This is a genomic window from Microbacterium sp. AK009, assembly GCF_013410955.1.
GTDB lineage: Bacteria > Actinomycetota > Actinomycetes > Actinomycetales > Microbacteriaceae > Microbacterium.
Genome location: NZ_JACCCG010000010.1, coordinates 1 through 19,253, shown reverse-complemented (window position 1 = coordinate 19,253; position 19,253 = coordinate 1). Strand labels below are relative to the sequence as shown.

21 protein-coding genes are annotated in these 19,253 nt (G+C 69.6%); 12 read left to right on the top strand and 9 right to left on the bottom strand.

Features of this window, described 5'->3' with window-relative positions:
* The 4 genes from HDC37_RS16775 to HDC37_RS16765 all read left to right on the top strand — a co-directional run.
* Positions 1-365, top strand: a 365-nt coding sequence (locus HDC37_RS16775; protein WP_218869939.1) for an HNH endonuclease signature motif containing protein, incomplete at its 5' end; no start/stop codon positions are given.
* A gap of 23 nt (positions 366-388) precedes the next feature.
* Complete coding sequence (locus HDC37_RS16970; protein ID WP_218869938.1) at positions 389-526, top strand: hypothetical protein; 138 nt, start codon at positions 389-391, stop codon at positions 524-526.
* A gap of 208 nt (positions 527-734) precedes the next feature.
* The gene (locus HDC37_RS16770; protein WP_179561539.1) at positions 735-3,602 is read left to right on the top strand and encodes a DUF6351 family protein; all 2,868 of its coding nucleotides are present in this window, start codon (positions 735-737) and stop codon (positions 3,600-3,602) included.
* An 82-nt stretch (positions 3,603-3,684) separates the two neighbouring features.
* Positions 3,685-4,797: a 5-methyltetrahydropteroyltriglutamate--homocysteine S-methyltransferase gene (locus HDC37_RS16765; protein WP_179561538.1), complete on the top strand. Its 1,113-nt coding sequence runs from the start codon at positions 3,685-3,687 to the stop codon at positions 4,795-4,797.
* 9 nt (positions 4,798-4,806) lie between these two features.
* On the opposite strand, the gene HDC37_RS16760 is transcribed toward HDC37_RS16765, so the two are convergent.
* From HDC37_RS16760 to HDC37_RS16745, 4 genes are read right to left on the bottom strand one after another with little or no spacing between them, the layout of a single operon-like run.
* Positions 4,807-5,814, bottom strand: coding sequence for a VOC family protein (locus HDC37_RS16760; protein ID WP_179561537.1), 1,008 nt, complete (start codon positions 5,812-5,814; stop codon positions 4,807-4,809).
* A gap of 48 nt (positions 5,815-5,862) precedes the next feature.
* The gene (locus HDC37_RS16755) at positions 5,863-6,939 is read right to left on the bottom strand and encodes a 4-oxalomesaconate tautomerase (RefSeq protein WP_308472263.1); all 1,077 of its coding nucleotides are present in this window, start codon (positions 6,937-6,939) and stop codon (positions 5,863-5,865) included.
* A complete protein-coding gene (locus HDC37_RS16750) occupies positions 6,926-7,639 on the bottom strand; it encodes a 4-carboxy-4-hydroxy-2-oxoadipate aldolase/oxaloacetate decarboxylase (RefSeq protein ID WP_179561536.1) in 714 nt (237 codons plus the stop codon). Before HDC37_RS16750 ends, HDC37_RS16755 begins: the two co-directional genes overlap by 14 nt.
* On the bottom strand, positions 7,636-8,391 hold the full coding sequence (locus HDC37_RS16745) for a PIG-L deacetylase family protein (RefSeq protein WP_179561535.1): 756 nt from the start codon (positions 8,389-8,391) through the stop codon (positions 7,636-7,638). The genes HDC37_RS16750 and HDC37_RS16745 overlap by 4 nt, the downstream gene beginning before the upstream one ends.
* Before the next feature lie 142 nt (positions 8,392-8,533).
* Between HDC37_RS16745 and HDC37_RS16740 the strand changes: the two genes are divergently transcribed.
* Positions 8,534-9,940: an aminomethyl transferase family protein gene (locus HDC37_RS16740; RefSeq protein ID WP_179561534.1), complete on the top strand. Its 1,407-nt coding sequence runs from the start codon at positions 8,534-8,536 to the stop codon at positions 9,938-9,940.
* Between the two features lie 61 nt (positions 9,941-10,001).
* Here HDC37_RS16740 and HDC37_RS16735 read toward each other — a convergent pair whose 3' ends face one another.
* The 3 genes from HDC37_RS16735 to HDC37_RS16965 all read right to left on the bottom strand — a co-directional run bounded on the left by HDC37_RS16735 (position 10,002) and on the right by HDC37_RS16965 (position 11,667).
* On the bottom strand, positions 10,002-10,793 hold the full coding sequence (locus HDC37_RS16735) for a DUF1932 domain-containing protein (protein ID WP_179561533.1): 792 nt from the start codon (positions 10,791-10,793) through the stop codon (positions 10,002-10,004).
* Positions 10,786-11,385 carry an IclR family transcriptional regulator gene (locus tag HDC37_RS16730; protein ID WP_218869937.1) on the bottom strand — a complete coding sequence of 200 codons (600 nt, stop codon included), beginning with the start codon at positions 11,383-11,385 and terminating at the stop codon, positions 10,786-10,788. Before HDC37_RS16730 ends, HDC37_RS16735 begins: the two co-directional genes overlap by 8 nt.
* Before the next feature lie 66 nt (positions 11,386-11,451).
* Positions 11,452-11,667: a helix-turn-helix domain-containing protein gene (locus HDC37_RS16965; protein ID WP_218869936.1), complete on the bottom strand. Its 216-nt coding sequence runs from the start codon at positions 11,665-11,667 to the stop codon at positions 11,452-11,454.
* On the opposite strand from HDC37_RS16965, the gene HDC37_RS16725 reads away from it, so the two are divergent.
* From HDC37_RS16725 to HDC37_RS16715, 3 genes are read left to right on the top strand one after another with little or no spacing between them, the layout of a single operon-like run.
* Entirely contained in the window at positions 11,666-12,361 is a 696-nt protein-coding gene (locus HDC37_RS16725; RefSeq protein ID WP_179561532.1) for a helix-turn-helix domain-containing protein, read from the top strand. The genes HDC37_RS16965 and HDC37_RS16725 overlap by 2 nt on opposite strands.
* Before the next feature lie 50 nt (positions 12,362-12,411).
* Positions 12,412-12,990, top strand: coding sequence for a hypothetical protein (locus HDC37_RS16720; RefSeq protein ID WP_179561531.1), 579 nt, complete (start codon positions 12,412-12,414; stop codon positions 12,988-12,990).
* Positions 12,948-13,484 carry a hypothetical protein gene (locus HDC37_RS16715; RefSeq protein WP_179561530.1) on the top strand — a complete coding sequence of 179 codons (537 nt, stop codon included), beginning with the start codon at positions 12,948-12,950 and terminating at the stop codon, positions 13,482-13,484. Before HDC37_RS16720 ends, HDC37_RS16715 begins: the two co-directional genes overlap by 43 nt.
* Here the strand turns inward: HDC37_RS16715 and HDC37_RS16710 are convergent.
* Together HDC37_RS16710 and HDC37_RS16705 are read right to left on the bottom strand one after the other, a co-directional pair.
* Positions 13,471-13,905: a DUF6069 family protein gene (locus tag HDC37_RS16710; protein ID WP_179561529.1), complete on the bottom strand. Its 435-nt coding sequence runs from the start codon at positions 13,903-13,905 to the stop codon at positions 13,471-13,473. The genes HDC37_RS16715 and HDC37_RS16710 overlap by 14 nt on opposite strands.
* A gap of 194 nt (positions 13,906-14,099) precedes the next feature.
* Positions 14,100-15,464, bottom strand: coding sequence for an aminomethyl transferase family protein (locus tag HDC37_RS16705; protein ID WP_179561528.1), 1,365 nt, complete (start codon positions 15,462-15,464; stop codon positions 14,100-14,102).
* A gap of 255 nt (positions 15,465-15,719) precedes the next feature.
* On the opposite strand from HDC37_RS16705, the gene HDC37_RS16700 reads away from it, so the two are divergent.
* From HDC37_RS16700 to HDC37_RS16685, 4 genes are read left to right on the top strand one after another with little or no spacing between them, the layout of a single operon-like run.
* Positions 15,720-16,499 carry an ABC transporter ATP-binding protein gene (locus HDC37_RS16700; protein ID WP_179561527.1) on the top strand — a complete coding sequence of 260 codons (780 nt, stop codon included), beginning with the start codon at positions 15,720-15,722 and terminating at the stop codon, positions 16,497-16,499.
* On the top strand, positions 16,486-17,196 hold the full coding sequence (locus tag HDC37_RS16695) for an ABC transporter ATP-binding protein (protein WP_179561526.1): 711 nt from the start codon (positions 16,486-16,488) through the stop codon (positions 17,194-17,196). The genes HDC37_RS16700 and HDC37_RS16695 overlap by 14 nt, the downstream gene beginning before the upstream one ends.
* A 1-nt stretch (position 17,197) precedes the next feature.
* Positions 17,198-18,079 carry a branched-chain amino acid ABC transporter permease gene (locus tag HDC37_RS16690; RefSeq protein WP_179561525.1) on the top strand — a complete coding sequence of 294 codons (882 nt, stop codon included), beginning with the start codon at positions 17,198-17,200 and terminating at the stop codon, positions 18,077-18,079.
* On the top strand, positions 18,079-19,137 hold the full coding sequence (locus HDC37_RS16685; RefSeq protein WP_179561524.1) for a branched-chain amino acid ABC transporter permease: 1,059 nt from the start codon (positions 18,079-18,081) through the stop codon (positions 19,135-19,137). Before HDC37_RS16690 ends, HDC37_RS16685 begins: the two co-directional genes overlap by 1 nt.
* The last annotated feature ends 116 nt before the right edge of the window (positions 19,138-19,253 follow it).

Sequence of the window (19,253 nt, the reverse complement as noted above, 5' to 3'; positions counted from 1 at the left end):
CCACCCGCTCGATCGTCTCCTTGTCATACTTCGCCGGCATAACCCTCATCCTCCTAGATGGGATCAGAGCCTCCACGGAACCCAGGACGGTTCAAACACCGGGATGCCGAAGGCCGGCAAAGCTCTGCCATATCGACCACTCGAAGGACTTCGCCCTCGGCGGGCCCAGCTGCAACGACAACCTCTGCAACGAATGCGCCAGACACCACACCCTCAAACACGCCACGAACTGGCACGTCGAACAACTCCCCGGCGGCATCCTGAAATTCACCAGCCCCGGCGGGAAGACCTACGACAGCCGCCCACCCTCACGGGTCGCCTTCATCCCCACCGACGACGGCGGACTCGGCGTCGCACCCTTCTAACCCGATCGCGCGTGCGCTCGCGCATGGGGACGACGGTGTCGTCCGAGATCCCCGACACCGAACCGCTCCCCGATGCCGAGCCGCTGGCCGAGGTCGCCCCCGTTCCCGGGAGCGGGACCGGCCCTCCTCAGCAGGGACGCCCGCTCCCCGCCACGGGCTGAGGCGCGACCTTTCGCCGAGGCTGAGGCGGAACCTTCCGCCGAGACCGTGCCCGACGGTGGTGCGTGCCGCGCCCGGGCGGTTATCGGCGTGCGCGAAGACATTGACTACAAACTTTCATTGACGCTCGTCACTGTGACTTCTACTATGACTCGCGTGCGACGATGACGCCGCATGTCAACGACGATGACGTCGAAAGGTTCGGGACCTATGACCTCTGCTCGAGCGCGCCTGTGGGCGTGTACGACCGCGACGGTGGCGCTCCTCGCCTCCGTCCTCACCCCGGTGGCGGCCTTCGCCGCACCACCAGACGCCGCCATCGAGGTGCTCTCCGGGCGCGCCGACAGCGTCTCGGGCGGCGACGCCCTCATTGGCATCTCCGGTGTCACCGACGAGATGCGCATCACCGCAGCCGGTGCGGATGTCACCGCGGCCTTCGCGCCGCTCGACGGCAGACTCGTCGGCGAGGTCACGGGCCTCCCGATCGGCGTCAGCGAGATCACCGTGACGTCGGCGACGGGGGCCGAGCTCGCGAGTCTCGAGGTCGAGAACCACCCGGTCACCGGTCCGGTCTTCTCCGGCCCGCAGCATCCGATGTACTGCACCGCGTCGGGCGCGCCCTGGAACCTCGGACCCGTCGACGAGGACTGCCACGTCGAGTCGGCGGCCGTGTCCTACCGCTACCGCACCACGGGCGGACAGTTCGCGAACTACCCGACCGACGGCTCGACCCCGGGGGATGTCGCCAGCACGACGACCCTCGAGGGCGACTCGGTTCCTTACGTGGTCCGCATCGAGCGCGGCACCATCAACCGCGCGGTGTACGAGACCGCGATGCTGCACCAGCCCACCGACCCCGAACCCACTCCGTTCGCGAGCCCCGCGGGATGGAACGGGCGCCTCGCGTACACCTTCGGCGGGGCCTGCGGCGTCGGGTACTGGCAGGGTTCGTCCACCGGCGGTGTCGAGAACGACCTCCTCCTCAGCCGCGGGTACGCGGTGGCATCGGCGACCTTCAACGTCTACGCCCAGAACTGCAACGACGTCACGAGCGCCGAGACCGCGATGATGGTCAAGGAGCACGTCGTCGAGCAGCTCGGTCCCGTGACCTACACGATCGGGTCGGGCGGGTCGGCGGGAACCATGCAGCAGCTGCTCCTCTCGAACAACTACCCCGGCATCCTCGACGGCGTCCTGGGCGAGATCGGCTACCCCGATGAGCGCTCGACCACCATCGGCGGACACGACTGCCGCGGACTGCTCGGCTACTGGAACTCGCCCGCCGGAGCCGGCTGGACCGACGCGCAGAAGCTCGCGGTCACCGGCCACGCCACCACGGGCACGTGCTTCGGCTTCACCTTCTTCGACGGTGTCGACGACCCCAACCGCGGCTGCAACGCGGCGATCCCGGTCGCGGACCGGTGGTCGCCGACGAACCCCGACGGCCTCCGCTGCACGATCGCCGACATGGTGAAGAACGTCTACGGCACCGACGAACAGGGCCGCGGCCTGCGCGTGGAGCCCGACAATGTCGGCATCCAGTACGGATTGACCGCCCTCGAGGACGGGGTGATCACGCCCGAGCAGTTCCTGTCGCTGAACGAGAACATCGGCGGCATCGACGTCGACGGCGCCCGCACGGCCGAGCGCTCCGAGGCGAGCGTCGAAGCGATCGAGCGGGCCTTCGCCACGGGCCGGGTCAACATGATGACCGGCGGGCTCGAGACCATCCCGGTCATCGAGATCCGCAACTACACCGACCCGACGGGCGACTTCCACGAGCGGTACCGGTCCGCCATCATCCGGGAGCGGATGCTGCAGGCCTGGGGTGATGCCGACACCCACGTCAACTGGACCGGCCCCAACAACGGCCCGGCGACGGCGGCGATGCGTGCCGAAGCGCTGACCCAGCTCGAGGCGTGGCTCGACGCGATCGTCGAGGCGGGAGGCCCGGGCGATCGTGCCCGCACCGTCGCCGCACGGCCCGCGGGCCTGAGCGACGGGTGCTTCGACGCCCAGGGCGGCTTCATCTCCGAGGTGCTGGACTACGACGACCCCACCACCACGTGCAACACGCTGTATCCCTACCACTCGCAGCCGCGAGCGGAGGCGGGGATGCCGCTGTCGGCCGAGGTGCTGAAGTGCCAGCTCACCGAGCCGGTGCGGGGTGACTACCCCGAGATGACCGATGACGAGTGGAACCGTCTCACGGCGCTGTTCGACACCGGAGTCTGCGACTACACCCAGCCGAGCCAGGGCTTCACCGAGCTGGAGGGAACCTGGCTGGACTTCGGTGACACCGAGGTGGCCGCGCTCGACGGTGTAGGGATCACGGGCAGTGCGCGTCTTGGTGCCGAGCTCACCGCGACCGGCTCGTCGTCGACCGCGGAGGCGACGCTGTCGTACCAGTGGTTCGCCGATGGGCAGCCGATCGAGGGTGCGACCGGAGCGACCTACGTCGTCGAACCAGGCGTCGCCGGTAGGGCGATCACGGTGCGGGTGACGGCATCGGCGCCCGGCTTGGTCGACCGCAGCGTCGTGTCGGACCCCACCCTTCGGGTGCTGCAGGCCACGGCGCCGACGATCGACGGCACGCCGGTGGTCGGAGAACGGCTCGCCGCGGTGCCGGGTGCCTGGACCGAGGGGGCCAGGCTCACCTACCAGTGGTACGTCGGCGATCGTGCCATCCGCGGTCAGAACAGCGCCACGCTGAAGGTCAGCGCGGCCTACCTCCGCCAGCCGCTCAGCGTCGAGGTGACCGGCACGCTCGACGGCTACGAGACGGTGACGCTGCGGTCGGAGCCGACGCTGAAGACGGCGCTCGCGACGGAGGGCTTCGTCATCGGCCTGCCGTGGGTCGGCGCGAAGGTCACCGCGGTTGCCGGGGTCTGGACACCCGGCACGTCGATCAGCTACCAGTGGCTCCGCGACGGGGAGCCGATCACGGGTGCGACCGGCCGCCAGTACACGCTGACGAGGGATGACCGCGGCGCGAGCATCTCGGTCGCGGTCACCGGCACGCTCGACGGTTACCCGACGGTCACCCTCGAATCGCGGAACGCGGTACGGCTGCGCTGACCGGAGAGCCCACCCCTCGACACACGTGACCCCGTGTGTCGAGGGGTGAGCGCCGCGCCGGCGCCGTGATTACGCTCGACCCATGTCCACGCCGCCGTTCCGCGCCGACATCGTCGGCAGCTTCCTTCGTCCGCCCGCGCTCGCCGCGGCGCGCGCGCGTCACGCCGCGGGCGAGCTGGATGCCGCGGGGCTGCGCGTCGCTGAGGACACCGCGATCGCCGAACTCGTCGTGCAGCAGGCGGATGCGGGGCTGCAGCTCGCCACTGACGGCGAGTTCCGTCGCTCGTGGTGGCACTTCGATTTCTTCGGGCTGCTCGACGGCGTCGAGATCGTCGAGCTCGACCACGGCATCCAGTTCCAGGGGGTGCAGACGCGGCCGCGGGGCATCGAGATCACCGGACCGATCGGGTTCAGCCCGAGCCATCCGTTCCTCGACCACTATCGGTCGCTGGCGTCGCTCCTCGAGCGGACGACCGGAGCCGTGCCCAAGTTCTCGATCCCCGCGCCGACCGTGCTCGACTTCCGCCTCGAGCCGGGGCACATCGACGCCGGCACCTACGGTGGGCGGGACGACATCGTCGACGACCTCGTCACGGCGTACCGCGACGCCGTGCAGGCGTTCTACGACGCCGGCGCCCGGTACCTGCAGTTCGACGACACCGCCTGGGCGTACCTCTGTTCCGAGGAGGAGCTGGCCAAGGCGGCGAGCCGTGGCATCCGCACCGACGGCATCGCCGAGCGCTACGCCGATCTGCTGAACCGCATTCTCGAGGGGCGGCCCGACGACCTCACCGTCACCACGCACGTGTGCCGCGGCAACTTCCGCTCGACGTGGATCTCATCGGGCGGGTACGAGCCGGTTGCCGAGCAGCTTCTGGGAGTGGTCGACTACGACGGTTACTTCCTGGAGTACGACAGCGAGCGCGCGGGAGGCTTCGAGCCGCTGCGGTTCCTCCCCGAGGGTGACAAGACGGTGGTGCTCGGGCTGATCACGACCAAGAGCGGCGCGCTGGAGGATCCGGATGCTGTGCGTCGGCGTATCGACGAAGCCGCGGCGTTCGCGCCCCTCGGGCAGCTGGCGCTCAGCCCGCAGTGCGGATTCGCCTCGACGGAGGAGGGGAACCTGCTCACCGAGGACGAGCAGTGGGCGAAGATCCGCGAGGTCGTCGCCGTCGCCGACGCCGTCTGGGGCTGACCGACCGGGTCAGGGCTTCTTGTAGGGCTCGCCGCGCATGGCGGCGGCGTCGATCTCCTCCTGGTTCTCCACGAACGGGGTGCCGTGCGTGTGGAAGGTGGGAACGGTCTTCGCGCCCCAGGCCTGACCCTTCGCCCGCTCGGCCTGGCTCCACTCCACGACCGGCCAATCCGGGTCGAGGATGAGCCGCGCACCGGCATTCGCCAGCTCGATCCGGTTGCCGCCCGGCTCCCAGACGTAGATGAAGAACGTCTGGTTGATCGCGTGCTTGTACGGACCGAACTCGATGTGCACGCCGTTCTCGAGGAAGATGTCGGCGGCCTTCAGGATGTCCTCCCGCGTGTCGGGCGCGAAGGCGAAGTGGTGGAAGCGGCCCCGCTCGCCCGTCCAGTCGTCGGAGTAGACCACGTCGTACGACTTCTGCTGGAACCGGAACCACCAGGCTCCGTAGCGACCGTCGTCCAGGCGCACCCGCTCCGACTCGCGCGAGCGCATCACATCGCGCCAGAACTCACCGGCCGCGTTGACGTCGGAGGCGAGGTAGTTGATGTGATCCATGCGACGCGCATTGACCCCGCGCCCCGGGAACGCCGACGCCTGATTCTTGAGGGCCGGCCGGTCCTCGTCGTCGGAGACGTAGTGCTCGGTGTCGTAGTACACCGCCATGAGGTGCCCGTCGGGGTCTTCGAACTCGTACGACCGACCGACGCCGACCTCGGGCTCACGCCACCCGTGACCCAGCCCGGTCGCCTCGATCGCCGCGACCCGCCGCTCGAGCGCCTCGGGACTGGTCGTGCGGAAGAGCGTGCGGCCGATGCCGTTGGTGTCGGAGGAGGTGAGCTTCAGCGTGTACAGCTGGTACTCGTCCCAGCACCGCAGGTAGACGGAGTCACCCTGTTCGGCGACGACGCGCATCGCCAGCAGATCCCGGAAGAAGTGCAGGCTCTCGTCGAAGGTCGGGGTGAACAGCTCGACGCCGCCGATGTGGGCGAGGTCGAAGTTCTCGCTGCTGGCCATGGTCGGTCCTCTCTGACGCGGGTGGGTCTGACGCGGTTGGGGTACGGCTCACCGGCGGGGCCGTGGGAACACGGTGCCGTCGAAAATCTTGCGGGCGGTGCGAAGGGATGCGGATGCGGCGTGCCAGTGGCCCTGCTCGTCGGCGGCGACCCGCACCCGTGAGGTGAGGATGCCGCTCGGGTGCTCGACGTCGAGCGCGAGGCCGTCGGCCGGCTCGCCGTCGGGCCTGCGAGCGACGTCCGCGGCGACGGTTCCGGGAACGCAGATCCCGGCAGCAACCGACGCCGCCATCAGCACGCCGATCGACGAGTGGACGCGGTGGGGGATGAACGCCCGCGTCGAGACGGCGCCACCCTGGGTGGGGGGCGAGACGAGGATCATCTTCGGGACGGTCTGGTCCGTCACCTCGCCGAGCCCCATCAGCGGGCCTGCCGCAAGACGCACCTCTTCGACGGCCGCGCGTACCGCGTCGTCGGCTTCGAGTTCTTCCGGCGTCTCGCCCCCCGTCGCCCCGACGTCCTCGGGGCGCAGGAGCACCACCGGCATCCCGTTGTCGACGAGCGTCACGGTGCGCCCGGCGACGACATCGGTCGCGTTCCCGGTGGGGAGCAGGGGACGGATGCCGCCCGACTCGAGCTCGATCGGAGCGGCCGTTCCCGGGACGCCGTCGATCGATGCGTCACCGTCGTAGCGGGGCAGGCCGTTCTCCATCGGGAAGGTCGCGGTCGCGACATCCCCGGTGTTGACGAGCCTTATGCGGATGACGGCATGATCGCCGTGGACGTCGACCAGGCCACGCTCCACGGCGAACGGACCGACACCGGCGAGCAGATTGCCGCACGTCTGGGTCGTGCCGACCGTGGGCTCGTCCACGCCGATCTGGAGGAACAGGTAGTCGACGTCGACGTCCGGCTCGCTCGACCGGCTGACGATCGCGACCTTCGAGGTGAGCGGGTGCGCACCGCCGAGCCCGTCGATCTGGCGGGCGTCGGGGCTGCCCATGATGCGCAGCAGGAGGTCGTCTCGGGCCCCGGCGTCGGCCGGGACATCGACCGCGACGAAGTACGCGCCCTTCGAGGTGCCGCCCCGCAGCAGCATGCACCGGATGCCGTCACCGCTGCCCACGCTGATATTCCTCCTGCGTGATATACGTGACGCCGAGGTCGGCGAGAAGCGGCCGGAGGCCCTTGCGGTCGAGGCTCAGCTCCTGCCCCGATCCGTACGCCTCGCGATCGGCGTCCTCCTTGGCCACACGCGCATCAGCGGCGGCCAGTGCCGCGGCGGCGTCGGCGCGCGGCACCACGATGACGCCGTCGTCGTCGGCGATGACCACATCACCCGGGTTCACCACCGCGCCCGCGACCACGACCGGAACGTTCACCGACCCGGGCGTCGCCTTGACCGTGCCCTGCGCGTGCACGCCGTTCGACCACACCGGGAAGCCCATCTCGCGGAGGTCGGCGATGTCACGTACACCGGTGGTGGTGACGAGGCCCCGCACCCCGCGGGCCTTCAGGGCCGTGGCGAAGAGATCGCCGAAGGCGCCGTCGGAGGACGGCGAGGTGGTGGTCACGACGAGCAGGTCACCGGCCCGGCACTGCTCGATCGCCGCATGGATCATGAGGTTGTCGCCCGGTGCCGAGGAGACGGTGACGGCGCTGCCGGCCACGCGTGCGGCATCCTGAATCGGACGGATCCCGGGCCCGACGAGGCCCGTGCGGCCCATGGCCTCGTGCACCGTCGCGACCCCGTGAGCTGCCAGCGCATCGATCACGCCGGGGTCGGCCCGAGCGATGTCGGTGACGATGACGGGCCGGGTGCTCATGACAGGACGTTCGTCACCTGCGGGAGATAGCGCATGTACGCCTCGCCCATGGTGTCGTGGGGAAGGCCGAGGTTCGGGCCCGCGTTGCGCTTGACCTGCACACCGCGACGCACGGCGAGGTCGGTGTAGTACGACCACATGTGCTTCTGGGCGGGGAGGCACTCCATCGCCGCCCGCTTGCGGGGGAAGGCGTCGGTGATGTCGAGCAGGACGTTCGGGGTGAAGTCGCACTGCTCGGGCTGATGCGGCTCGAAGAAGAACACCGGTGGAGCGCCGATGATCTGCTCCTTCGTCGGCGTCGATCCGTCGCCGTGGGGAACGCCGATGGCCTGGGCGAGGATCCGCGCCTCCAGCGCCATCCGCGCCGCCGCCGGGTGGTCGCCGTTGTAGGGGTCATGCAGGGTGTGGGTGAGCACGACGGTGGGCTGCACCCGCCGGTAGAGGTCGACCAGCTTCACGACGGCGTCGCGGGATTCGACGAGGGGATAGTCACCGAGGTCGAGGAACTCGATCTCGGCGCCCAGAGCGGATGCCGCGGCCTCGGCCTCTTCGCGACGGATCGCCTTGATCTCGTCGAGGTCTTTGCCCTGCAGCCACTGGCTGGCGGACTCGCCGCGCTCGCCGTACGACAGGCAGGCCACCACTGCACGTTCACCGCGCAACGCAGCGGATGCGATCGCACCCCCGGCGCGCCAAACGAAGTCGCCCGCGTGGGCGCTGACCACCAGCAGTGTGCCCTGAGCCTCTGACATGCCGTAAGAGAACCACACCCCTAGCGGAATGGTCAAGATATTGTCTACAATCTCGGCTACCGGATCCCTTCGCTCGTAGGGATACCGCCCACCGACGCCGCACTCGCGGACGCTGTGCTGACAAGGAAGTCGAGGACGCCCCATGGCCGCCACCCTCCAGGAACTGCTCGATGAGCGCGGGAACACCGTGGACATGCTCCGCAACTCCCGTCTCGGCACGTACATCTACCCGGTGGTGCCGGCCGAGTTCACCAACTGGCGACGCGAGCAGAAGGCGTGGCGTGAGACCGCCGTGCTCTATGACCAGTCTCACCACATGGTGAACTTCTTCATGTCGGGCCCCGGTGCGCTGCAGCTGCTCTCCGACACGGGCATCAACAGCTTCGCCAACTTTCCGGTCAACGTCGCCAAGCAGTTCGTCCCCACCGCCTCCAACGGCGGCGTGATCGGAGACGGGATCCTCTTCCACGAGGCCGAGAACGACTACGTCTACGTCGGCCGCGCGCCCGCGGCGAACTGGTTGCAGTTCCACGCCGAGACCGGCGGCTACGACGTCGAGACCCGCTACGACGATCGCTCCCCCTCCCGGCCCTACGGCGCCGCCGTGCACCGCGAGTACTACCGCTTCCAGATCCAGGGCCCGAACGCCTGGGCGATCATCGAGGAGCTCGCCGGCGGCGAGGTCGAGAAGGTCAAGTTCTTCCACATGGGCGAGATGACGATCGCCGGCGAGAGCGTCCGCACCCTCCGCCACGGCATGGCCGGTGCCCCGGGCCTGGAGCTGTGGGGTCCGTACGAGCACCACGGCAAGATCCGCGACGCGATCCTCGAGGCCGGCGCTGAGTTCGGCATCGAGCCCTGCGGTTCGCGCGCGTACTCCTCCAACACCCTCGAGTCGGGCTGGATCCCCTCGCCGCTTCCGGCCATCTACACCGGCGGCGACATCGAGCGCCGCTATCGCGAGTGGCTTCCCGCGAACAGCTACGAGGCCATCAACGCCCTCGCCGGCTCCTTCGTCTCCGACAGCATCGACGACTACTACCTGAACCCCTGGGAGCTCGGGTACGGCTCGTTCGTGAAGTTCGACCACGACTTCATCGGCCGCGAGGCGCTCGAGCAGATCGACCCCGAGCGTCAGCGCAAGAAGGTCACGCTCGCCTGGAACGACGAGGACCTCGCCAAGGTCCTCGCCTCGCCCCTGGACCGCGAGGGCCCCGGCTACCAGTTCTTCGACCTGCCGAACGCCAACTACGGCTCGTCCAACTACGACGCCGTCATCGACGCCGACGGCAACACCGTCGGGCTGTCGCTCTTCACCGGCGTGACCGCGAACGAGAAGCGCGGCCTGTCGCTCGCGACGGTCGACCGCGACGTGCCGATCGGTGCCGAGGTGCGCGTGGTGTGGGGCGAGCCCGACGGCGGGTCGGGCAAGACCACCGTCGAGCCCCACGAGCAGATCGCCGTGCGCGCCGTGGTGAGCCCTGTGCCCTACGCCGAGACCGCCCGCACCGAGTACCACGGCGGCTGGCGCACCACCGGTCAGGCCTGAGCGGCGCGGGGCGCCGCTCAGGCCTGAGCGGCGCGGGGCGCCGCCGGTCTGCCCGGCGCCTTCAGTCCGGGGCGCCTGCGGCGCGGAGGCGCGCCAGCCACGCGATCGTCGCGCGCGTCATGTCGGTGGGGGCACCCAGGGCCTCGAGCTCCGCGAGGGCGTCGTGCATCTCCTGCTCGCGCCGTGCGGCATGGGTGCGAGTGCCGTCGACGAGCCGCGCGACGCGCTGGTGACCCTCGCCGTCGACGTCGAGCTCGGCGGCGATGTGGTCGTGCATCCACGCCTCGGCGTCGGCGGCGCGCGCCGCATCGAGGCTCTCGAGCACCACGGCGGCGAGCCCCTTCATGAACACGCTCCGCAGGAGCTTGCGCTCGGCGGCCACCCCCGCGGGCGCGTCGATCACCTCGACGGGCACCCCCAGGGGGCCGACCAGGGCGGCGAACGGCGGGGCCCCGTCGCCGGACGCGAGGAGGGGAGTCCCGTGGCCGGCCCGCGGCACGGGGGCGAGCACCGCGACATCCGCCATCGACACCCCGCGGTCGGCCGCCATCCTCGCGACCGCCCGCATCGCGTCGGGCGAGGCGGCGTTGAGGTCGGCGTAGATCGTGGGCGCGACGATGTGGGGGAGGAGGCTCGAGGCGACCTCGACCGCGAGCCTGCCGTGGACCAGGCTCAGCACCAGGTCGGCGTCGGCGACGGCAGCGGCGGCATCGCGGGCGTGGACCACACCGGGGAGGTCGGGCGCGTGGTGCGGATCGAACCCCCGGACACGGGCGCCGGCCCCCGCGAGTCCGGCGGCGTAGCGGCTCCCCGCCTCACCGAGCCCGATGACGGCGATCGTCGGCTCACTCACCGCGCACCACGATCCCGGCGTCGTGCGGGTCGCTCGTGAGCTGCTCGAAGTACTCCAGCGATCGCTCCGACCCGCGCACGAGCGAGCGGATGCCGAGCGGATGCTCCTCCGCGTCGGCCCGATAGGCCTCGGCGAGATCCTTCGCGATGCCCGCCGCCGCGCGGCGGAGCAGTCCGATGTACGGATGCGGCGACGCGCCGTCGTTGGGGACGACGAACCCGACCGCGGCGTAGACCGAACCGTCGGGCCCGGAGACCGGCACGGCGATCCCGCGTGACTCGGCGTGGATGTGGCCGTCGTTGACCGCGAAGCCGTCGGCGCGCACCTGCCGGAGGCGTGCCCGCAGATCCTTCTCGGTGCGGAGGGTGTGCTCGGTGTAGACGCGGAGCCCCTGCCGGACCACTTCGGTCACGAGCGCCGGATCGGCGAAGGCGAGGAGCACGAGTCCGCTCGAGGACGCGTGCAGCGGCATCCGCCCCCCGATGAGGGTGGCGTTCAGCACCGCGTCCCGGGTCGAGAGGCGCTCGATGAACAGCACGTCGGTGCCGCTCAGCACCCCCAGCTGCGTGTGCTGTCGCACCCTCTCGTGCACGGCGGCGAGCCACGGGCGGGCGATCTCGCGCAGCCCCAGAGCGCCCGGTGTGCGGCTGGCGAACTCCTAGAGGCGTACGCCCAGACGATACGTCCGGTCCGGCAGCCGCTCGAGCAGACCTTCGCGCTCGAGTTCGCCCACGAGGCGGTGCGCACTGGATCGAGGCAGCCCCGAGGCATCCGCGATCTCACTGAGCGTCAGGAACGGATGCCACGCGTCGAAGGTCTCCAGGATGCGGAGGTGTTTGTGGAGCACCGACTCCCCCGCGGATCCGCGTGCCATGCCCACCTCCCTCGGTGCCGCCATGTTAGCCGCGCCGCAGGCGGCCCGGTTCATCATGGTTGTCATGGTCGTGCCCTTCCTGCTCTCCGTGCGCGAGGTCGCGGACGGCGACGAGGTGCACCTGCTCCCCACCGGCAACGCCACGCTGCTCGTCGCGCCCGACACGGCGGTCGAGCCCCACCGGCTCGTCCTCCCGCACCGAGGCGTCATCCGAGCACCCGGCCCGGTCGTCCTCGCCGCGCTGTCGCCGAATGCCGTGAAGTGCCTGCTCGGCGATCCGCGCCGACATCTCGAGCGCACGATCGCCGTCACCGACCACCCCCTGCTGGTCCCGTTCGCGGGCGCCGACGGGATGCCGCAGGTCGCCGACCTTCTGCGCGACCTCCGCGACAGTCTCACCGTGACGGCCGACGAGCGCGACTTCCTCGATCTCTGGGAGACCGTGGGGCGTGGCGAGGAGCTTCCCACCGGCGATCGGCGGGTGCAGCGACTGGTACTCCGATACGCCGGGCGCTCGCCGCTGGCCCTCAACACCCTCGCGCGGCTCGCGCGCACGCTGGATGCCGACAACCGCACCGGGGGGCACAACTCGCTCGGGGCCTTCGCCGATTCCTCGCACTACGTCCGGGTCTGCCGAGCGCATACCGGCCGGACCCCCACCGCCTGGCGGAACATGTCGCAGACGTTCTATTGACGAGCGCCCGAGGGTGGCTAGCGTCGATCGCAGCACCGAGGAGGGATGCCATGGCACTGGGCCCCAAGGCGATGGGCGAGGCGATCGTCGCGAACTTGAAGACCAAGACGGGCAAAGACCTGGCCGGCTGGCAGGCTGAGCTGACCGCCGCCGGCGCCGCGGATGCGGCGACCGCCAAGCGGCTGCTCATCGAGCGCTGCCTCGGACAGTTCCAGGCCGCCTCGGTGGCGGAGTACACCTTCGGCGATGACCACTACGCCGATGCCGAACGCCTCGTCGACGACCAGTTCGCGCGGTATCCCGAGCAGCGCGCGCTCTACGACCACGCCCTCGACCGGCTCGCAGAGCCCCGGTTCACGCCCAAGCCGTGCCGCACCTACCTCCCCGTGTACCGAGACGGGCGGATCGCGGTGTCGTTCAAGGCGACACCGCGCGGACTCTACGCCGCGCTCCCTCCCCGACCCCACCGCGGTGCCGGGCCGCGTCGATCACAAGCCGTCGCTCGGCGGCAGCCCGCGGCTGAAGGACGGCGTCTACCTCACCTCGCTCGACCAGGTCGATCGCGTGATGGGCCAGGTGGGCTGAGGTGGAGTACGCGCTGCAGACCGCGCTCGCCGCGGTCATCCTGATCATCCTCGGCGGGGTCTCCCAGGCGCTTCCCTGGGGGATCGGGTCGGCGCGGCAGATGGCGCAGCGAACGTCGATCGATGACGATGGGGCGGGGCCGAAGGTCGTCGACGTCTCGGCCGATCCGGTCACCCATGGTCGTTTCGACTCCGAGATGGCGGGTCGGGTCACCACCCTCACCACCGATCGCACCTTCTCGTGGATCGTGAGCCAGCCGCTGTCGTACTACCGTCCCGGCCGGTACCTGGCCTGGGAGATCGTGACGCAGGTGCTCGTCGCGGCGGGTCTCGTCGCCGTGAACGTCGTGCTGGCCGACATCGCGCCGCAGACGCGGATCGGCGTGATCGCGATCGCCGCGGTCGTCGCCGCGATGGCGACCTACGGTCAGCTCCGCAACTGGTGGGGGATGAGCTGGCGCTACACCCTCGGCGTGTCGGTCACCCTCGTCGTCGCCTGGGTGGCGGCGGCGGCGGCCGTCGTCGTCATCTGGGGCTGACGGCGTTTCGCCGCGCATCGCGGCGCGCGCGCAGCGCGAGGAGGGCCGCCACGGTGAAGGGCACCATGGCGAGGTGGCAGAGGGCGAGGGCGACGGTGCTGCCGGTGTCGAAGTCGGCGGGGATGGTGAGTGCGAAGATCGTCCCCACCTCGAGCAGCACCGCCACGACCAGGGCGACGAGGAACACCCAGCGCCACCAGTGCCCGACGATCGCCGCCACCGTCAGCCCCACGAGGAGCGGGACGGCGGTGAACTGGATCAGCACCGGGGGCAGCACCTGCAGCGGACCGCCCGCGGCGGTGAACCAGAACTCCACGCCGAGAAGGCGCGCGACCCCGTAGATCGCGAGGTTCGCCAGCACGGCGCCCGCCACGGCGATGAGGATGATCCACGCCGACCTCAGGGACGCATATCTATCCATCGCGCGGCGCATGCTCGCACGCTACCCGACTTCGGCCCCTCCTCGAAGCGTCGTGCGCGTCGCGCTCACGCGGAGATCCGCGCTCCTGAGGACGGATTGGCGGGATGCGGTCCGCAGGAGCGCGAATCTTCTCACGAAGGAGAGAACAGGAGTCGACGCGAGGGCCGGTTGAGGCCCGCGGAGCGTGGGAGGGGTCAGTCGTTCGCGCGATACACCGTGCGGGCGTACTCGTGGTACGGCGCCGGTGCGACGGTCGCGCGGATGCGCACCTGGCGGTGCTGCTCCACCGAATGCTTGCGCGAGATCGGGTCTTCGCCCCAGAGCACCTCGACCTCGGCGCCCTCGGGCACGTCGTTGTCGAGCGTCGCGAGCGACATGTACAGCTGGTCGAAGGCGACGTAGCCCGCATCGGTCGAGATGCCCACGCGGCCCCCGTCCTGCTGCACCTCGTCCATCTGGTAGAGGCCGTACCGCGCCTTGGGGAAGTCGAGGTACTTCGCCGGCACGCCGGGCTCGACCTGCGAGCGGACGACGTCGGCGACATCCGAGGAGTTCCAGATCAACGTGACCTTGCGCCGCTTCGGGGCTTCGGCGATCTTCTCCAGCGCTTCGCGACCGTGGAAGTCGTGGTCGAAGCGCACCGAACGGCCGAGGCCCAGATCGAACGGCGTCATGTAGTAGTCGTGGATGTCGGTGGAGTACAGCGAGCCGCCGATCGACCCGATGCGCGCGGCGGGGAGCCACTCGCGGTACTCGGCGAAGTCGTCGTCGAAGACGGCGGGGAACGGGGTGGGCACCCATCCCGACTCCAGCGGCGACGACGAGTAGGCCTTCGCACCCACGCGGCGGATGTCGAACTCCTCCCCGGCCGCCATGATCGCGTTCAGCACGATCTCGTTGTCCTCCCACGGACCGTAGAACTCGAAGCCGGGCTGCCCGGCCATGCCGTGGCGGAGCGCCTTGACGGGGCGCCCGGCGATCTCGACGTCGCCGATGTGGAAGAACTTGATCGCCGGAGCCGGCCCGCCGAAGATCTTCTCCATCACGCGGTCGGCGTGCGGGCCCTGCAGCTCGTACCGGTAGAACGTCGGGGGACCCTGACGCATGTGCGAGTTGGGATCGAGGCGGTACCGCACGTCCTTGCCGGCGGCCTCGGCCTTCTCGATGTTGAACCGCACCCAGTCGATGAGCATGTGGTGCCCCACGAGCACGAGGCCGTCGGGACCTTCGTGGTTGTAGAACAGGATGCCGTCGCCGATGAGATAGCCGTCCTTGTTCACCGAGATGAGCTGCTTGGCGACACCGGGCCGGAAGGTCGCGAACGTGTTCGGCGAGATGCTCTGCAGCAGCGGGATCAGGTCGGCGCCGTCCATGAACAGCTGCGTCATGTGGTGGGACTGATCCATCAGTGCCACCGAGGTGTTCCAGGCGCGCTGCTCGTCGCGCCAGTTGGTGAACTCCGGCGCCACCGGGAAGGTGAACGCGGGCCAGTTCTGGTTCCGCAGCAGTTCCACCGGGCTTCCCTCGCGGGCGATCGCCTGGGCCAGTGTTTCGGTCATCGTCGACCCTCCATTCGTCGGCGTCACACTATGCGGCGGACGCGCGGTCGCGACGAATCGTTCCGTTCAACGGAACTCCGCCCCGCCACGCTGTCGACGGGCGCCACCATCGGAGCACGAGGTCACGAAAGGGCTACAGTCATCCCATCTGCGCACCAAAATCGTTGACAATTTCTACGATGATCGCGTAGCGTCCCCTCCACGGGATGACTCGATCCCTGGTCAGAGCAGAGTCGCGACGACGGAAGGCGGGCAATGGGTGCTCGATTGACGGTGTCGGACGTCAGCCTCCACTTCGGCGGTGTCCGGGTGCTCGAAGACGTCTCCTTCACCGTGGAACCCGGAAGCATCGCGGGGCTCGTCGGGCCGAACGGAGCCGGCAAGACCTCGCTGTTCAACTGCATCAGCGGTCACTACAAGCCCTCGAGCGGGTCGATCGCCATCGACGGGTCCGAAGTGCTGGGGTCGTCCCCGGCGAGTCTGGCCAAGCACGGGCTCGCCCGTACGTTCCAGCATCCGGCTCTCCAACTGCGGGAGACCGTCCTCGAGAACGTGCTTCTCGGCGCCCACGGCCGCCTGCCCGGCGGCGCTCTGGAGTGGTCGATCCGGATGCCGCGGACGCGGCGCACCGAGAAGGAGCTGCGTGCCGAGGCGCTGGCCCTGCTGGAGCGCAACGGCCTCGGCTGGACCGCGCACGTCCGGGCCGACGAGCTGTCGCACGGACTCCACAAGGGCATCGAGCTCTGCCGCGCGCTGATGAGCCGCCCCTCGCTCCTGCTCCTGGACGAGCCGGCGGCGGGGCTCCCGCACAACGAGGTGGAGCAGCTGATCGAGACAGTGCGCCGCGTCCGTGACGACGGCATCACCGTCGTCGTCGTCGAGCACAACATGGGCCTCATCGCCGCGCTCACCGATCACGTGGTCGTCCTCGACCACGGACGCAAGCTCATGGAGGGCACCGCCGCCGAGGCCCAGTCCGATCCGCGCGTGATCGAGGCGTACATCGGAAAGGACGCCGCCGATGACGCTGCTTGAGCTGAAGGACGTCACCGCCTTCTACGGACCCGTCCAGGTGCTGGAGGGGGTCTCGCTGACGGTGCCGGACGGCGGGGCGGTCGGCATCCTCGGCGCGAACGGCGCCGGCAAGACCACCACCCTCCGCGCGATCAGCGGCACCGTCCGCGCCGGCGGCAGCATCCTCTTCGAGGGCAAGGACATCCGCGGCTCCAAGCCGGAGAAGGTCGCGGCGATGGGGATCGCGCACGTTCCCGAGGGGCGCGGCACCCTCGGCGGGCTCACCGTCCGCGAGAACCTCCGTGTCGGCGCGTACCTGCGGCGCGACCGCAAGGGGATCGAGAGCGACATCGAGTACTGCCTCGACCTCTTCCCGCAGCTGCGCGACCGCATCCGCTCGCACGGGTCGGCCCTGTCGGGCGGAGAGCAGCAGATGCTCGCTGTGGCCCGCGCGATCATGGCCAAGCCCCGTCTCATGCTGCTGGACGAGGCATCGCTCGGGCTCGCGCCCTCCACGGCCAAGACGGTCTACGAGGCGATCGGACGTCTCCGCCGCGAGTCGGGCATCGCCATGCTCATCGTGGAGCAGAACGCCAACCTCGCCTTCACCCTCGTCGACAGCGCCACGGTGCTCGAGACGGGTCGCAACGCCGTGACCGGCTCGACCGCGGAGCTGCGAGGCATGGACGAGATCCGCCGCGCGTACCTGGGAGGCTGACGTGCAGACCTTCATCCAACTCGTGGTCGACGGCCTGTCGACTGGGTCGATCTACGCGGCGCTCGCGCTCGCGATCGTCCTGGTGAATCAGGCCACGGGCCTGATCAACTTCGCCCAGGGCGGCATCGCCGTGCTCTCGGCCTACATCGCCTACCAGTTCACGGTGTGGGGGCTTCCGCTCATCCTGGCGATCCTCGCTTCGGTGGCGGTGTCCTTTTTCATCGGGGCGTTCATCGAGCGCTACCTGATGCGTCGCTTCGAGAAGGGCGACCCCGACACCGCCGTGGTGGTGACGATCGGTCTGCTGACCCTCATCACCGGTATCTGCGCGTGGATCTGGAGCTACAACAACCTGCAGTTCCCCTCGCTCTTCCCGCTCGACACCGTCACGATCCTCGGCGCGGTGGTCAGCGTCCGCTCCCTCGGGACGATCCTCGTCATCGTCGTGATCATGCTGATCCTGCAGGGGCTGTTCCTCGGTACCAAGCTCGGCCTGGCCCTGCGGGCCGTGGCGATCAACCCCGAGTCGGCGTCGTTCTCGGGTCTGAAGGTCGGCCGGCTCCTCATGGTCGGGTGGGGACTGGCGGCCGCCCTCGGCGCCGTCGCCGGCGCGATGGTCGCCCCCCAACTCACCCTCACCCCCGGCATGATGGACGGCGCCCTCGTCTACGCGCTCGCCGCCGTCATCATCGGCGGTCTCTCCAGCCCGCTGGGCGCCGTGGTCGCAGCGTGGCTGATCGGGGTTCTGGAGAACCTCGCTGCGGTCTACGTGCCCTTCATCGGCTACGACCTCCGGATCGCGGTTCCCTTCATCCTCCTGTTCATCGTCCTCATCCTGAGGCCGCAGGGCCTGTTCGGCCGGAAAGTCGTGGTGCGGGTGTGATGACAACGGCAACCGGCATCCTGCAGCGTCCCTGGGTCAGGTGGGCGGGGCTCGCGCTCGGCGTCATCCTCGCCATCGTGCTCCCGCTCGTCTTCGACGCGGGCACGAACTCCACCCTCGCCCGCATCGGCGTCTTCGCCGTCGCCGTGCTCGGCCTGAACGTGATCATGGGCTACACCGGCCAGGTCATGCTCGGCCAGATCTTCTTCGTCGGACTCGGCGCCTACATCACCGCCTACGGGGTGACCCAGGAGTGGAACATCATCCTGGTGTTCGTCCTCGCCCTGGCCCTCACCGCGCTCGTCGGGCTCGTGATCGCCCTGGCCGCGGCTCGCCTCGGCGGGCTCGCGATCGCCATGGTGACCATCGCCCTCCCGATCGTGGGGGTACCGCTCGCCCGACGCCTGGGGGAGTTCACCGGTGGATCGCAGGGCCTGTCGGCGCGGTTCTCGGGCGCCCCCGAGTGGGCGCCGCTCTACGACGACCAGTGGCAGCTGTACCTCGTGCTGCTGATCGGCGGCATCACCTTCCTCCTCACCCGCAACCTCGTGCGGGGGAAGTACGGCCGCGCATTCGCCATCGTGAAGGAGAACGAGGCGGTCGCGGCATCCATGGGCATCTCGCCCTACAAGTACAAGGTGCTCGCCTTCACCATCGCCGCCCTCATCGGCGGGGTGAGCGGGTTCCTCTACATGGTCGTGATCCAGTACACCTCGCCCGAGACGCTGAGCTTCGGTCACTCGATCGAACTCGTCATCTCGATGGTCGTCGGTGGGGCGGGCAGCATCGTCGGGTCGATCCTCGGCGGTGCCTACTACGTCCTCGTCCCGCAGCTGACGAACATCATCGACCCGAACCTGACCGCGATGCTGCAGGGCGCCATCCTGCTGCTCGTGCTGTTCCTCCTCCCCGGCGGGCTGGTCTCGCTTCCCCGGGTCATCGGGCGGCTCGTCCGCCGCGGTAACCGGGGCGGAGGGACCGGCGCGCGGTCTCAGGCGGCGACACCGCAGCCGGTCGCCGCATCCCACCCATCCACCGAGAGAAAGCAAGACACATGAGCGAGTTCCACACGAAGACGTGGTGGGCCGCCCCCTTCATTCGGTCCGGTCGCTGTGCGAGTCGTCGGTTTCCAGTTGATGGGTGCATTGCCGAGCGTAGTCGACCGGTGCGAGGT